The sequence below is a fragment of the Haploplasma axanthum genome (assembly GCF_900660745.1).
GTDB lineage: Bacteria > Bacillota_I > Bacilli_A > Acholeplasmatales > Acholeplasmataceae > Haploplasma > Haploplasma axanthum.
In genome coordinates this window covers 1127349-1144501 of the sequence record NZ_LR215048.1, presented here as the reverse complement: position 1 = coordinate 1144501, position 17153 = coordinate 1127349, and the positions used below count along the sequence as shown (strand labels likewise).

Below are 17153 nucleotides of genomic sequence, written 5' to 3'. Positions count from 1 at the left end.
ACACTCCTTATTTTCTATATAATAGAATATCGCTTAATTCAAATACACCTGTATTTGTTTCGCCTTCAACAATTGGACCAAAATCTAGTTCAACTTTTACATTTGTTAATGCAGTTGCTACATTAAAATCAACTATAAGTTCATAAACTTCATCCTCAACCAATTTAATATCAACATAGTTCTTTCCTTCTACTTCTGGTAAAACAGAACTATGACCACTATCTGGTAATACAATATTGAATCTAACTGTTCTTGCTACATCACCTTTAATACTCAATTTAAATTTATAATTTCCTGCTTCTAAATTATCTAGCATGTAGAAGTAATGTGGTATATAAGCTTCTGTTCCAACTGTACTTACTGTAATAGTTAATTTATCTGTTGTTCTTTCAGCAGTTGCATGTGTATCACCACTTGCTTGTTCAATAACATGTTTTTCATTAGTAAAATCTGCATCAATTAAAGCTTCAACATCACGTTCTTGTAATTTAACATCAGATATTGTAACAACGCCTAATTCTCCATTTGCAGTATTTCCTAATTCGAATACTAATTTACCATTTTTTGTAGTTTCTTCACTAACTGTAAATACATAACTATATTCTTTTTCTTCTGTAGTAATCTCTAGACTATTCTTAATATCCATGTAATGAGTAAACCATGGATCTTGTGTTAAAGCAACACCAAATGCTAAATTAAAATCTCTTGCAACTGTTGATGAAATTTTAAAACTTATACGATATGTTTTTCCTTGTTCAACTTTAATACCTTCTTGGAATAATTGAACATCGTATGATGCACCACCTAATGACTGAACATCAACTAATAATTTATTATCTTCTATAGCCATAGTTGCTTCAGCGGCATTTTTATATAGTGTCCATTCTTCCCCTAACGCTTCACTAAAATCACCATTAACAACTAAATTAATATCTTTAAATGTCATTTCGATGAATGAAACTGTTACAGTTGCAGTTGCTTTATTAAGTGATTTGTCACTAACTTCATATTCAATAGTATATGTACCAACGACTGATGAATCAATTTCTGTAACTACTTCATTATCTGAATTCTTAATTACATAAGTAATTGCTTCTGTAACATCCCCATCAGCTACATCAAATGCTGTAATTCCAGCTAATGCATTAAATTCAGTACCAACAAGTAATGTAACTGTTTCTTTAATACCCGCAAATTTTGGTGCTTCAGTATCAGCCTCAGCCTCAACTTCAGTTATTGTTACATTTTTTAACCAAACTGTAGCATCTACTTGATTACCATCTACTTTACCAAATTCAAATAATAATCCACCACGTTTGTTGTCTAAATTATGTTTGAATTTAAATGAGAATTCAGTCCATTCTTCAGTTAAGTCTTTATGAACAATTTGCATTGGCTTAAAGTCAGTAAACCATGGTGCATTAGCTAATAGTTCACCTACTTGAAGATTAATTGTTTTATCAACACTTGATTTAGCATTAAACTTAACTTCATATGTTTTACCTTGTTCAAATGGAATAGCCATTTGATGTAATCTAGGTTCGTGTGAATTTCCGCCTGCAACGATATCAAGTTTTAAAGCACCATCAACTACTGATGATTCAATTGAACCTTGATCTCCAATCCAAAATGCTGTTCCTTGACTAAAATCACCATTTTGAAGTAATCCTTCCCCTGTACTTTCAGGTGATTTAACTACTATTGTTCTCCAAACTTGTGCATTAATTTCAGGCTCATCAATCTTGACACTATATCTTACCTTGGTTTCACCAGGTTTTGTTGTATCAAGTTTGCCATTTGCATCAATGCTTTTTGAAACTGTTTGAATAACAATCTTGTCCGTATAATCTTTCTTGTCATTGCCTATTGCTTTGACATTTGTTAATACATTAAACTCAACACCGAATTCAAGTTCTACATTTTCAATACCTGAAAATTCGATCTTATTAAGTTTCGTACAAGCAACTAATGTAAGTGCAATTAGTAATGCACTTACTACAATTACTAGCTTTTTGTGTAATTTCATTATTTTTTCTCCTCCTTAATAATGTACACTTTTATTTTATTGATAGACTTTTGTCTAATCATTTGAACCCATTCACCATAAACCTTATTTCCTTCAAATACTTTTTCATCATCTAAAACAATTTTTGCAATTTTCGCATTATTATCAAAAGTATTTATATTGTCTTCGTTAATTATTTCAACTTCTATATCACTAAATAATCTAGTTTTAACACTATTATTAACAAAGAATTCTTTATGTAACTTAGGTTTAATTTCAAATACTAAATTACCATTTTCAAGATTAAATAATTTTTTACCAAAGAACATTTGTTTCCACATTGATAACATCTCAGCAGTTGAACCAGAGAGTCTAGCAAAGAATCCTTGTCCTTGTTTTCTATAATCAGGGTTATTACTTGGAGCAATAAACGATGAATTTTCGAATGGTGATCTTCCATAAAGATTTGGATCCATAAAACATGTATAATTTGTTTTAATCTCTTTATAGAACTCATCGTATAATCCTGCATTTAATATTGATAACATATATTTATATGTCATATGTAAGAAGTTTGATTCACGTTCTAACCAACCTTTAGTAAACGCATGAATTCTCCCGATTTCTGGACTTTGATTTGTTAAATCTGTTCCAGTTTTATAAAAGCTAAATTTACTATCATATAATTCACTTGCTTTAATAGTTTCATATACATTTAATGCTTCTTTATGATCGCTTACTACTTTTAAGTATCTGGTTGGTCCTTCAAGGAATGTAGGAATAATCTCTAGTTTAAATTCTTTAATTTCTACAAATGATTCACCTTTAGTATTAGTTTTACCTTTAATCACTTCATATTTTGATGCACTATACGTTAAATATGTAGGAATTATCTTATTTAATGATTTTGCCTTCGTAATAGCATTTTTTAAAACGCTTTCAATTTTTGCTATAATATTTTCAAATTTTGATGTCGTTACTTCAATCAATTTATTCTTACTATTTAAAAGATTTTTTCGATAGTTTTCTAATTCATTCATTCTTTCATTCCAGAATGATAAATCATCTTTAAACTCTATTTTTTCTAATTTTTCAAAGAATTTATAAGTTGTATCAAGTAATAAAACATCTTTATTTTTATACTCTTCTATATATCTTTTAGTACGTTTAACAAGTTTCAATAATTCAACAGTTTCAGATACACCCGAACCAAACAATCCAGGTAAACCATTCATTGCATCATTCCATCCTGGTTTATTAGCTTCATATGATAATCCGATATTAAAGGGATCTAAATGTGCATATTTATTAAGGATTAATGTAACTAATTTAGAAATTAAGTTTACTTTTATTTCATTTCCTTTTTCATCTAATAACCAATCTGTTGTTCTATCAAAGTGATTTATTGCATCATATTGTCTAACTTTTCCATCTTTTGTTAAAACATATTTTTCATTTCTTGGTTTAACATATACTGGAGAATTATAAAAACCATATTTTATTTCATCATATAAGATATTTTCAAATTGATCCGGATATATTTCTTCGACAGAAGCAATAACATCATCTAAATAAGTAAAATGATCTTCCCAATAACCTTCACCAAATGTCGCTTTTATAACTGAATTTGACTCACTAATTATTTCAATTAATTTATCTTCAACAGAATATCCATTTTCTTCTAAAACCATTGATAAATCACCAGGAGTAAATTCTTTTTCTAAGATTTTATCAACATTATTTCCATAACTAACATTGCCTTCATACTTAAATTTTAAACCTTCAATACTTAATGGATTATATCCATCTGCTTGAATAAGTGAGGCAAATTGATAAAGATTAGAATCTCTAAGTGCTGGATTAAAGATTAAGTCATTTCTTCTATTTTGAAGTACATCTCTAAAGTTTCCGTTACCTTGTGAGAAATACTTTGGTTCAATTGAAAAGAAATTATAGTCTCTTTCTAAATCTCCATGTTTTCTAGAATAAATATGATATCCAGTTACACCATTTTTAGTTTTAAAAATTAATGGAACTCCACCTCTTAATACATTATCAAGATAGTTTTGATTCATATATTCATCATATAAAGGATATGCTGTTTCGGTTGTTATTGAACTTACTAATTCATTATGTATTTCTTTATTTTCAATTTCCTTAGCATTTAAATATTCATAACTATACTTACTTGCAATATCATCTAAGAAATTCAAATCATTTGTATATCCAATTAAAGAAATTAGTTTTACATCTTTAAATCTTTTTTCTTCAATATAAGTAAATGCTGATGGAACTTGATTTACACCAACTTGTTTTTCATCTAACAAACTATCTTTTTCAATCAAGTTAAATGGAGTTGTTAGTGTAGTATCTTCTGCAAAGATAACTTTAGAATCGAAAATATAATTTACATTTCCATTTTCTCTTGCAGTGTAATAATAGTTACCATCTTCTACTAAACTTATCTCACTTGAATCATCTGTTGAAGCACGAAGTTTAAAGAATAGTGACTTATTATATTCTAGAACTTCCATCCAACTTTGTAATAAGTTTGATACTGATTTATATCCACCATAATCAATTCCTGCTGGTAATATTTGTGCTAAACCATCTACTAAAACAATTGATCTTTCTCTACCTAAATTTGTTAATTCAATTTTTCTTACTAGTCCACCATTCTTTTCATTTGGTAATGTATGATAGATAACTTTCAGTTTAATCGCTAGTTTTTCATTTACTTCTTCAATTGTCAACTTATCTTTTTCAATTGTCATTATTTGGTTTTCATTTGCTTCATTAAAAAATTCATATATTTTGTTATCTATTTTTACTATTGTTCTAAAACCAATTTTTTTAGAATATAAGTAAGCCCCATTAGCTGGGAAGAATTCCATAATTGCTCCATTCTTATCTCTAGTTCCAAACGATGCAATTGCTTGTCCTCTATTTATATAAAAGCTCCATATAGGTACTCCCATTTTCCCTGCTATTCCACTCAAGAAATTTGAAAACGGTTTCTTTTTTTGATAGTCTTTTAATATGTATAATTCTTTATTCAATTCAATCTCTCCTCAGGAAATCGGTTTCCTTAATATTTTTTTCAGAAGGAAATTAAAATAAGAAATCGGTTTCCTTCTTGATGTGTATATAATATCACATAATGAAATCGTTTACAATATCAAAGTGATAAAATGTTTACTTTTTTTTCGTTGTTTTTCGTTCTATTAATTCAACTGGAATCGTAACTATCTCTTTTGAATGAAAAATATCATTTTCAATATGACTAATTAAGTCTTTTGCAGCACGTTCTCCAAGTTTTTTTCGATCTTGTCTGATCGTTGTTAATGGTGGTGTGAAATGTTTTGCAAATGCAATATCATCAAAACCAATAACTTGGATATCATCTGGAACATTAAATCCTCTATCAAAGATTGCCTTTAAAATTCCTAATGCAATATCATCACTTGATGCAATAATAACTTCTGGATTATTATTTTTATCTAATAATTCAATTGCTGAGTTATAGCCTGTTGTAAATCCAAAACCATCAGCAATGATTAAATCTGTTTTTTCAAGTTCATATTTTTTATAATTGTTATTAAAATAATCAATTCTTTCTTTAAACGCCTTAGATCTAGTTGGTCCAGAAATCATTGCCACTTTTTTTAGTTTTAATTCATTTTTTATGTATTCAAGTGCTAATTTAATTCCTTGTGCATTATCACTAATAACTGTATGAAGATTATCAACAATCATATCAGTTGATACACATGGTATTTTACTATTCACAAGTTCTAATAGTTCTTTATCTTGATAATCACCAACCACTATATAAACACCATCAACACGTTTATTTAAACACCATTCATAGTAAGACATCTTATTCTTACCAAGTTTTCTAACAATGAAGCTAAGCTCATAACCTTTATTTTCTGCATAATTTTTAAAGTTTTGAAGAATACTCGAAAAGAAAGCTTGTTCCAAACCGATTTTCATATCCTCACTAAAAATTACACCAATTGTGTATGTTCTTTTTGATTTCAACATTCTTGCGCTCGATGATGGAACATATCCAATTCTTTTAATGTAATCTAAGACTGCTTCTCTTGTTTCAGTACTCACATTACCTTTATTGTTAATAATTTTTGAAATTGTTCCAGGTGCTAGCCCTAAGTCTTCTGCAATTGTATAAATCGTTATTCGCTTATCCACATATATCAATCCTTTTCGTATACTTCTACTGATTGAATTTGAAGTTTTGCAGGTAAAATTGAATCATCAATTTCTCCACCCCACCATCCACCAATAGCTAAGTTTAAAATTAAATAAAATTCTTCGTCAAAAGGCCATCCTTCAACACTATCATCACTATTCTTTTTAAAAGTTACATGATGTTCATTATTTACATAAAATGAAATACTTTCAGAATCCCACCTAACTTCATAATCATTGAAAGTATCTGTTACACCTTCTTGTTTAATTACGTGAGTTGGCTGATTACCAACTTGATGATTATATTTCTTTGAATGCAAACTAAAGTGAACATAGTCCTGATTTTTACCAACATGCTCCATAATATCAATTTCCCCACAATAAGGCCATGGATTACCATTTTGAATACTAACTGGTAACATCCAAATTGCAGGCCATGTTCCATTCCCCTTAGGTAGTTTAGCTTTTACAATTATTTTACCATATTTAATATGTTTTTTACCATATGTGGTCAATTTTGCTGATGTATATTCGTTGTTTTCGTAATTTTCTTTATACGCAACAATGTTTAATATTCCATTTTCAACATATGCATTTTTTAAATTGTCAGTATAGAATTGCTTTTCATTATTACCAAAACCATGGCCACCAGTTTCATAAGTCCAAATTTCATTGTTTGGTTTACCATCTTTTTTAAAATCATCTTTCCATTTTAGTTTATACTTCATTTTTTATTCTCCAGATTTCATACAATTTTTGTTTTTCTTCAGTTGTAAAATACTTTCTAATTGAATTTAATGAATCAGTATTTTCTTGTTCAACAATTAAAACTTTAGCATCATTTGATAAAGTATGATTATGATAAACTCCACTTGGAATATTATAAATCTTATTTTTTTCTAAATTAACAATTTCAAATTCAGATCTTTCACTACAATATAAAATCATTTGACATTTTCCTTCAAGTAAAACAAATACTTCATCAGTTTCTTGATGCGCTTCAACATGATTAATATTATTAATATCTAATTCATCTATATAATTTAACATTGCTATACGCCACTCTTTATAAGAAAAGAGTTTTAAATATCCTTCGTTATTATATTCATAAGTTTCAATTAATTTCATCTAAAATCACCTCAACAGTTCCACTAATACTATTGAAGGCACGTTCTATAGTTTCTTGTCCATTTACTTTAATTTGTTTTATTTTATATTTTCCATATGATAAATTCTTTTCATTCAAATAAATTATCTTGCATTTTTTATTAAATATATATGTTTCTAGACTTGCTCTACCATTGATAAAATTATTAGCTTCTAATTTCGGATCAAAGGATAAAATACCATAGTTAAGTTTAATACCAAACATTTGTTCGCGTAATAATTTTATTATCCAACTAGCTGTTCCAGTTAAATACATATATTTCCCAACACCACGGTCATTGAAATACTCTGGAACACCTACTAATACACCACTATCTTTATCTAGTGCTCTATTTAATAAGGTTGCTATAGCTTCATGTCCATAATCAACTAACGAATAATTATATAAACCATATGCATACATTGTAGCCATATGTGAGAACACTGCTCCATTTTCTTTATGTCCATAAGCAAATCCGTATGCTCTTCCCATATTTAACATTACTTCTTTATAATCGGTATTTAATCTATATCCACCGATTTTCTTATCAAACAATAGTTTTTTAGTATTTAATGCAACTTCTAAAGCAAAATCTTTACTTGGAATATTATTAATTAATCCCATTGTTTGAGCTGTTAATGACATACTCTTTTCATCATCAAGGAACTTACCATCATTATTTACATAACTTTGATAAAAATTATTATTTACGGTTGCATGTTTACTTATAAATGATTCTTTTATTTTTATAAGTTCATTTAATCGTTTAATTATAACTTCTTTTTTAATCTCTACTTTATCTATTTTTTCATAGTTAGAAACTAAATTAAAATATTCATCAAGTTTAATTTTTCCATCTAATAATTCTATTAAGCCTTCAAACAATTCAAGTTTATCCACTTTTATGTTTTTTAATATGTCAACAATTACTCTAAGATTATTTAAATAGAACATTGTAAAAGGAACTGTTTCTCCTTCTTTATTAGCCATATCAAGTCCATCATTCCAATCAGCATCTTCAAGACGTGTAAATCCATGTTTACCAATGTTTAAATAACCTATTAAGTTTTCTAAAAGAATATGTTCAAATATTGTCCCATAATAAACTTTATTCATATAAGTCATTACATTATTATCTGAAATAGTTTCCTTAGTTTTTTTAGTATAATGTGTAAATTTATCATCAAAATATTTTTGTTTAATAAATAAAATTTCTGTATCGCCTGTTTCATCAATATACATCTTAGTTGTTAGAAGTGGCCATGCTCCATGATCAGACCAAACTCTAACAATTTGATTTCTATCAGCTTTAAACTCACCTAGTTTATCACCAATAATTGTGGCATTTGAACCATCAATTCTAACACCAGCGAAATTTGAAATAATTGATTCTTTAACAGTTTTATCACCTGAATATATTAAAGCAAGTAAATCTTGCCACAAATCTCTCCAACCTCTTCCACCATGTCCATAGTCATGATGTGGTAAATATGAATTACCTAAAAATCTTCTAAGTATTGGTTGTAGGGTTATCCATTTAACTTGTTCGATTCTTTCTTCATTATCAAACTCAAAAGTTATATAACTGTTTAACTTATCGAAAAATTTGATAGTTTCATTATATTTTTCTTCAAGATAAGCAATATCTTGATATTTTTTTATTTTTTCAATTTGATCTAAGTTTTCACTTATACCAATAGTTAACACTAAAACAATTTCTTCATTTGCTTTAACTTCGACTTCTTCAAAAGCGATTGCTCCAATAATCTCATAGCCTTTTACAATATCTTTGACATGATATTTATCATTATCTAATCCTCTTGGCAATAAAAAACTTCCCCCATTTATATAATCATCTAAAACTGGAATATAATTCTTTACTTTCATTGAATCTGAAAAACAAAAAACACTATAATAATTGTTATTGGACTTATGTCCTCTTTCATCAAATGATAATGTTGGTTTATTAATAATTCCATTTTCAACTATTTCACAAACATTTAGTAATGATGTAACATGTCTGTGATCATGGATATTCTCCGGACTTCTCCCATATAATGGTATTGAAGTTATAGCTTTTAGTTTTTGTGTTTCATTAGTTTTATTTTTATATTTTATATGATGCACTTCAACATCATCATTTACCGGAATAAATGATTTTGTTTTTATTTCAAATAATGAATTACTTCTAGTTACAATCTGACTTAACTGATTTACTTCATAAAATACTTCATCATCTTGCTGATGTTCTAATTGACCATTCAAATCGAAGCGCTTACTATTTACAAAAAAAATAATATTTCTTTGTCTTGTTAAATTATACATCCCTAATTCACTTATTGGTTCTAAAGCATAGTTATAATAACTCTTCTTTAAATCACCTGCAAAAAAAGGTGTAATTGAACTTACAGTACCATTCATATTAAACAGCGGTAAATAATAACCATTATTTTTATTTAATCTAATTTTTTTATTATTTATCATATTGTCCCTCATTTATAGGAAATCGGTTTCCTTAGTCTTATAAATCTATTATATACTATATTTTTAAATTGTAAAGAACTTTTAAAATAAAAAAACTTTCTATATTTCAAGAAAGTTTTCTATTACCAGTCTCACGTTTACGAATAATAAAAGTTTTTATAAGACGATATATGAATGGTGCAAATATAACAACAATAATATAAATAGTTATTCTTGTTATTAGTGCTTTTTTTAATTCTGATTCATAACCCATTGCTTCTTTTACTTCTTCTAAAGTATAACCTTTATTAAAAGTTTCTAATTCAGTACTACTACTTAGTGCTATTTCGTTAAATGTTTTATCAATTTTTTGATTACCTTCATAATCATAATAAGTTACTTTTATTGTATTTTTTTCTCTCATAACAATATCAAAAAACATAAAGCCAACATTTTTAGAATTCAAACCATAGCTAATTGAAACATCTTTTGTCGATGTATCAATAAATGACTCTTTACTAAGAGTATCCGTAATTAAAACTTTCGTTTTATCATTACTATCTTTAGCACTATCTGCAATTTTCACATCTTTAAGCGGAATAATAATGAATAATAAACCTTGTTTATCATCTTTGCTATTAAAGTGATAAGTTACTAATCTATATTCATTCTCATCATATGAATCAATTAATTTATATTCTTTTGTTTGATAAGCAACAAATTGATCAAAGTTTTTTGTTTCTCTCGCTTCTGAAAAAATCTTGTTATTAAATTCATTTTGACTATCAGTTATTATACTTGAAACAGTAACAAAATAAATTGCTACTAAAAAAAGAAGTGACATTACAATATATATAATTAAACCTTTTTTCATTTAATCACCTTAATAATACCTTTTCTATCATAATATTTTTTTGCGCTATTTATCGTTTTAATCTTCTTATCATCAACAATTATCATACCATCATCAGGAATTATATAAACAGGTTTTTTAAATTCTTTACGCATTCTTCTCATTGAAGATTTTTGTTTCTTCCGATTTCTAAAATGAACTTCAATAAAAAAATCGTTTATATACTCCAAACCTTCATGAATCGCAAACTTATTATATTCATTATCTTTTGATATATGATATCTTTCTAGTTGAATCATTGCTCCTGCTGATGAACCAACAACAATATTTTTAAAATTCTTAAGTGAACTTAAAAGACCTTTTTCATTTATTCTTTCCATCATTAAATCAGGGGCTCCACCAGGCAAATACAAAATATCAGCATTATTTATTAGATTAATAGCCTCTTTATTTGACTGTTTATAATAGTATATCCACTTAACATCTTTTATTCCAAATAATTCAAATGTATTTCTAACCTTTATATCTTGAATAGAGTCAATTCCATATTCATTAAAATATTCTTCTTCAGTTAAATTACCAAAAAAAGAAAAGGCAAGAACAACAACTTTCATGTCTTTTCTAAAATATTTTTCAAGTTCTCTAATTGCCCAAGGAGTAGAAATAATACTTGTTCTACTTATTAATACATTAACCATTAGCAACCATCCTTTTTTGCTTTTCTTCGGCTGATATCTGTTCAATAGTCTCTAAAAGAGATAATACACATCCACAATATCTTTGTTTATAAAAACCGTGTTCTTTTGCCTTTTCTTGACCCTCACGATAACCAACTCTAAAATCTTCATAGTAAAAAGGTATTCCATATTTTTCACTATACATTGTAGCTAGTTCTTTAATCTTTTCATGATCTTGATAAGGACTTACAAGCATTGATGTTGTAACTGCATCAAATTTTTCAACTTTAGCAAACTTAAAAAGTCTAGCTATTCGTTTTTGATAGCATGTTCCACATCTATTTTTACTTTTATCTTTCATTTCTTCCCAAAGTTGTTGTTCAAAGTCTGGCAAAAAATGAACTTTAATTTTATAAATTTCGCTTAACTTTTTAACTTGTTCTTCACGCTTTTTAAACTCTTCATATGGATGAATATTAGGATTATAAAATAATCCCTCAACATCTAAGCCTTTTTCCTTCAATAATTCAACAGGAAAAGTTGCACATGGCGCACAGCACATATGCATTAAAATACGCATATTATTTTTTCTTAACTAAAGGAATAATTATTCCTTGGTCAAGAGCTTCCGGATATGGATAAGCTTCTTCACGCATTCTTTTAAATAGAACATAAATTAATCCTCTATTCTTATCAATACGTGTTACAACACCTTCATCTTTTTCATTATCTACTTTAACTTTTTCACCAATTAAATAAGTTTCATTGCTCCATGACATATTTATTCACTAAGATTTAACTAAATCTTAACTCCTTCCACTAATTTTCAACTATTATTATATCATATTTATTATTATTTTTTCTTATAGTTTTTTAATGTTGCTCCTAACAAATATATTTTACTCTTATTAGTTTCATTATCAAACATATTTAAAAGCTTTAACACCGATTTATCTACAACATTTTTTAATAAGTATTCTAAATCAGACTCAAAATAAGGATTATTTGAATCATAAAGATTTTTTATATACTCAATATAATTTTGGTTTTTATCTAAATACTTATATAACTTTTTTAAAAGATATGGTATTTTTACATATGGTAATCTCGAATACTTATTTTCCATATCATTTGCAATCTCCCACAGTTTTAAAACTTGCAACTTGAGTATATACTTAATTAAATTATTAATCTCTGGATCATCATTATTCCATTCCAACGCTAATTCAACCAATTCAAGTCTCCACATAAAACGGTGATTAGATAGATTACCATAATTATCAATAAATTTATCTTTAATCTTGTTTAAATTATACAAACTTGGTTCTATAAACATTTGTTTAATTTCTTCATCTAAGTTAATGGTTGTTACTTCTTTATTTAAAAATTCACCAAGTCTATCAATAATGATTGTTTTCTCTTTATCATATTCACTTGTTAATTCTAATAAATTAACGTTTGTTTCTTTAGTCTTAAAACTTCCATCGATAAAGACATATGTCACATACTTAAATTCATTATACGTGAGTTCTTCCATATTGATGATTGAATATCCAATTCCGTTTTGACCATATCTTCTATTAGTAGGGTGTCCAACTATATCATTTCTTATATGTTTTAATCCATTTAAAGTTTTATTTTGATTAACGTTAATATAAAATTTATTACTTGTTATTCCAATTGTTAGACTATATAAAGAATCAATACCAACAAATAAACTTTGAAGTAGTCCATAAATATCAATTACTACTGCTGCATGCTCTTTTTCTGTATTTTTAACATAATATTTAATAATCTCATCAACCTGTAGTAATGTTTTATATGTTGTATCTAATTGATACTTTTTACCTTCATTAGTTATTTCACTAATATATTTTAATATTTCGTTCATACTAATCGTTCCTTAATCTTTGTTATTATTTCACTAGGATTAATTTTTTGATATAAATCTCCCTCAATAAATTTAATACCTAATGATTTAATTAACTCTTTTTCTTCTTTTAAGTTAACATTTCTTAATACAAAAGCAATCCCATTACTAGTTAAAAAAGTGTTTAACCCTTTATAATAACTTTTCCATTTATTATTAGTAGCATTAAAATTCAAATGCAATGCATTAAAATCATTTGATAAGATTGTCTCAACATTTGTTGAATCAAGCGAAATACCAAATTTAATCATTTCTTGAACTTTTAAGGCAGCAGTTTGATCATTAGTTTCTAAATCACAAAGAATTCGAATAAATTCTGCAGGAATTTTATATTTCTTTAACGTTCCAATAATAAAACCTTGGAATCCTAAATCTAGGAATGTTTCTTTTGAAACTGGAATAATAAGTTTAATTAAATGGCCTGTTTCATCTTCAAGTTTTTTTAAGAAACTACAAACTGCTTCAATATGAAATTGTTCCAACTGAACTATTTTATTCCGTTTTTTAGCAATCGTTTTTAAATATTTACTATCAATGTTAACCGTTGGTAGATATATATCACTTTCATAATTCCAAACAAGATTTTGTTGAATATCAATTATTTGTTTAAATCTAATACTTAGCTGTTTATTTTCAATAGCCGTATTTAAATAATCAATAATTTCTTGTTCAAAAACTTCCTTTTCGTAATCAGCATAAATAAAATGAACATAATCATGCTCTTTACTTTTCTTAGCCTTATCTAGAGCTACATCTAAATACCTGTATAATTTGTCAATACTTTTTTCAATCGTAACAACCGGATATCTTAATACACCAGCTTTAACTCGATATTTTTCATATTTCAAAATTTGAGATTTCAAATGATTTATAACTTGAAAATAATCTGCTAATTCTTTATTAACTGATCTAATATCATTGAAATTTAAAACAACAATCACTTGATTAAAATCATATCTATAAACTTTATATTCTTTAAAGTGTTTTTTAGTAGCTCTTGCAAACTCAACAAAAAACTTATTAATCCTTTCGTTTCCATAAATTGTTCTAAAACTTTCATCAAGTTCTAAAAGAATGAAAGTTGCTTTGTCTCCAAGACATTTTTCCATTTCCAAGTTTAATGAATGTTTATTTGGAAGTCCAGTCTCAATATCCATTGTAGCATTATATGTTAATGATTTTTCTTTATTAATTTTTGATGTAATATCAATAAAGAAACTAACAATCGTAACTTCACCATTAACTTTAACAGCAAATAAATATTCTTGAATATTTAAATCTTGAAATGTATATTCCATTTTTTTGACTTCATTAGGATAATTAAACAATCTTTTGATCGTTTCTTTATAAATATCTGCTTCATCTAAAGGTATTTCTCTTAAGAAAAGTTCAAAGTGATACTTTGCATCTATTTTAAAAAGGTTTACAGCTTGCTCATTATAACTTGAACGATATTCAGTCATTAATCTTATTGGCATTATGCGATTATTAATAATATCATTAAAATTATTAGCTTCTTTTTTTAGACGTTTGTTATTCTCTTCATCAAATATTCTTGTTGATATAATTGATGTAATACCACTAAGTAGTTCATAATAGATTCCTGGATCATCAAATTCATTGTCAAGGTAAAAAACAAGTGCTGCATTATCATTTATGTAAAACGCATAAACGTATTTAACATCGTCTTCATAATTCTTTTGTGTTAAAACATCTTTTTTATTTAGTAAAATACTTGGGTTACCAAAGATATGATCTTTTTTGTTGAGTACTTCAAAAATAACCGAATCATCAATATACTGCTTAATTATTTTTTTATCATATAATCTTGTTTTTTTATAATTAAAAAAGTTAGATTCAAACATATCATCTAAATATAAGACAACTTCTTTAAAATTGATTTTTTCATTAATAAGAATAAAAATTTCTCTTAAATATTCTCTAAAAGCAAGCTTAGAATCTAATTTATGTGATTTAATTAACCATTCTCTAATCCATTCGAAATGTTCTAAGTATTTTGCATTACTTATTAACTTAGTTGTTGATACCTCATTTATTTTAACTATCTCTTTAACAATTGGTTGTATATTTTGTTTTTCTTCTTTTTTAGGTTTTTTTATAATCTTTTTTAACTTTTTTTCATAAATTTCTGTAGAAAAATTATTATTCATCAACTGATATAACTTAATAATTTCTTGATATGCAAATCTTTTAATTTCTTCATCATCAGTTTCATCAATAATTGTCTCATATTCAGCTTCAAGAATTGATGCTTTTCTTAATAAATTTTGTTTTGTAAGAGATGAAATCATATAACTAGCAATAAAAGCTTTATTATCACTATTATCTAAAATGCTATTACCAAGTTCAATAACATCATCATATTTACCTAACTCATATTTGATTTTCAAAAGGATATTATCATATTCTTGTTTCAAGTTTTGTTCTTTTAATTCATTTAAAACTTTAAGAGCATCTTCATACATATTATTTTCTAAATAATAATTTAAAATTTGTTCTTGAATATCATTTTTGATTTCCTGAGGTAAGATTTCAATTGATAGCTTTTTTAAGACATCAAAATAATCTTCATTAAAAGCTTTTTTAAAATTTAACTCGTCCAAAAGGATCAAGTATTGTTTTAGAATTGGTAAGACTTTTTTTCTTTTGTTTAAGTATTCTAAAACTTTTTCTTTATCTTTCTTGTTAATTGCTGCTCTTATCAGATACTTATAAATTCTTTCACGATATTTTGTCGGTTCATGCTTCTCAATTTTTCCTAAGTGCTTACTACCTTCACTTAAAACTAAATCATCTAGTTTATTTGCAGAAGCAATTTTTAAATAATGAGCAATAGCAGCCTCATATTCATTTTGAGTTATTGTTTGATTCAAAAAGTCTTGGATAATATTTAAACTTTCTATTTCATTATTTAATTTTAAAATATCGCTTAATTTCATTAGAATTCACCTGCTTTTATTTCCTCATATAAACTTAGTGCTTTATTGATAAAATAGTTTGCTAATTCATTAAAATCATAACTTGTATTTTCAGAAAAGCCTATTTTATGCTTATATAGTGCTACTTGATACCATTGAAGTGATTGAAAAATTCGATAAAAAATCACATGATTTTTTTCTTTTTCAGTTGTTGGATGCCCAAAATATTCTGAATGAACATATAATGCATTTTCTTCAAATCCTGCAATATCATAATACACATCATTGTATGCTGCATATTCAAAATCAATAAAATATATTTTGTTATCATCACTACTTCTTACTATATTAGCATCCTGTAGGTCATTATGACAAAATACTTGCTCATTATTTCGATAGTATTTATTAAATACTTCAATCCACCATGTTTTTAATGCAAAGTATGGTTTTGATATATCACTGATTTTATTAAAACTTTCATATTCATTTAATCGATCGATTAATGCATAATTTTTGATGTTTTCATTTTTTATTAAATGTAGTTTCTTCAAAGAAAATACTAACTCTTTTATATCAAAGTTTTTAGTTTCAAAGTCGATTGTTTCACCATCAATGTACTCAGAAACTTTAGTTCCTGTTTCAATATCAAAATAAACTAATTTACTTGTTAGTTGATTTGATAAAACTGCTGAGATTGCATTTATTTCGTTATGATAATCAACATAGCGATCAGCATCATCACCAATTACTCTAATAACATATGCTTTATCATTTATTTTAAAATAATAAGTATAATTACTCATTCCTTTTGAAAATCTTTTTAGGTCTTTTATCTTACTTTCTTTGACGTTAAATATTTTAACTATTTCTTTTTTTATTTTTGTATCCATTATGTCAACTCCATTAAATTATTACTATTTTAATAAT

13 protein-coding genes are annotated in these 17153 nt (G+C 26.4%); all 13 read right to left on the bottom strand.

Annotation, left to right across the window (positions count from 1 at the left end; all coding sequences use genetic code 11):
- Positions 1–7: 7 nt before the first annotated feature.
- Positions 8–2026 carry a carbohydrate binding domain-containing protein gene (locus EXC62_RS05365; protein WP_026390002.1) on the bottom strand — a complete coding sequence of 673 codons (2019 nt, stop codon included), beginning with the start codon at positions 2024–2026 and terminating at the stop codon, positions 8–10.
- The gene (locus EXC62_RS05360) at positions 2026–5064 is read right to left on the bottom strand and encodes a hypothetical protein (protein WP_035375542.1); all 3039 of its coding nucleotides are present in this window, start codon (positions 5062–5064) and stop codon (positions 2026–2028) included. The genes EXC62_RS05365 and EXC62_RS05360 overlap by 1 nt, the downstream gene beginning before the upstream one ends.
- A 136-nt stretch (positions 5065–5200) precedes the next feature.
- The gene (locus EXC62_RS05355; protein WP_026390004.1) at positions 5201–6217 is read right to left on the bottom strand and encodes a LacI family DNA-binding transcriptional regulator; all 1017 of its coding nucleotides are present in this window, start codon (positions 6215–6217) and stop codon (positions 5201–5203) included.
- Positions 6218–6222: 5 nt separating this feature from the next.
- Entirely contained in the window at positions 6223–6945 is a 723-nt protein-coding gene (locus EXC62_RS05350; RefSeq protein ID WP_162140091.1) for a glycoside hydrolase family 16 protein, read from the bottom strand.
- Positions 6935–7345 (bottom strand): cupin domain-containing protein, encoded by a 411-nt coding sequence (locus tag EXC62_RS05345; protein WP_026390005.1) that lies wholly within the window; start codon positions 7343–7345, stop codon positions 6935–6937. Before EXC62_RS05345 ends, EXC62_RS05350 begins: the two co-directional genes overlap by 11 nt.
- The gene (locus EXC62_RS05340; protein ID WP_162140092.1) at positions 7332–9848 is read right to left on the bottom strand and encodes a GH36-type glycosyl hydrolase domain-containing protein; all 2517 of its coding nucleotides are present in this window, start codon (positions 9846–9848) and stop codon (positions 7332–7334) included. The genes EXC62_RS05345 and EXC62_RS05340 overlap by 14 nt, the downstream gene beginning before the upstream one ends.
- Positions 9849–9954: 106 nt before the next feature.
- A complete protein-coding gene (locus EXC62_RS05335) occupies positions 9955–10701 on the bottom strand; it encodes a hypothetical protein (protein ID WP_162140093.1) in 747 nt (248 codons plus the stop codon).
- A complete protein-coding gene (locus tag EXC62_RS05330; protein WP_162140094.1) occupies positions 10698–11378 on the bottom strand; it encodes a Type 1 glutamine amidotransferase-like domain-containing protein in 681 nt (226 codons plus the stop codon). Before EXC62_RS05330 ends, EXC62_RS05335 begins: the two co-directional genes overlap by 4 nt.
- A complete protein-coding gene (locus tag EXC62_RS05325; protein WP_026390009.1) occupies positions 11371–11937 on the bottom strand; it encodes an epoxyqueuosine reductase QueH in 567 nt (188 codons plus the stop codon). Before EXC62_RS05325 ends, EXC62_RS05330 begins: the two co-directional genes overlap by 8 nt.
- 1 nt (position 11938) lies before the next feature.
- The gene (locus EXC62_RS05320; protein ID WP_026390010.1) at positions 11939–12136 is read right to left on the bottom strand and encodes a hypothetical protein; all 198 of its coding nucleotides are present in this window, start codon (positions 12134–12136) and stop codon (positions 11939–11941) included.
- A gap of 74 nt (positions 12137–12210) precedes the next feature.
- Positions 12211–13248 carry a hypothetical protein gene (locus tag EXC62_RS05315; RefSeq protein ID WP_026390011.1) on the bottom strand — a complete coding sequence of 346 codons (1038 nt, stop codon included), beginning with the start codon at positions 13246–13248 and terminating at the stop codon, positions 12211–12213.
- Positions 13245–16247, bottom strand: a complete 3003-nt coding sequence (locus tag EXC62_RS05310) for an EAL domain-containing protein (RefSeq protein WP_162140095.1) — start codon at positions 16245–16247, stop codon at positions 13245–13247. The genes EXC62_RS05315 and EXC62_RS05310 overlap by 4 nt, the downstream gene beginning before the upstream one ends.
- Positions 16247–17116 carry a choline/ethanolamine kinase family protein gene (locus EXC62_RS05305; protein WP_026390013.1) on the bottom strand — a complete coding sequence of 290 codons (870 nt, stop codon included), beginning with the start codon at positions 17114–17116 and terminating at the stop codon, positions 16247–16249. Before EXC62_RS05305 ends, EXC62_RS05310 begins: the two co-directional genes overlap by 1 nt.
- Between the last annotated feature and the right edge of the window lie 37 nt (positions 17117–17153).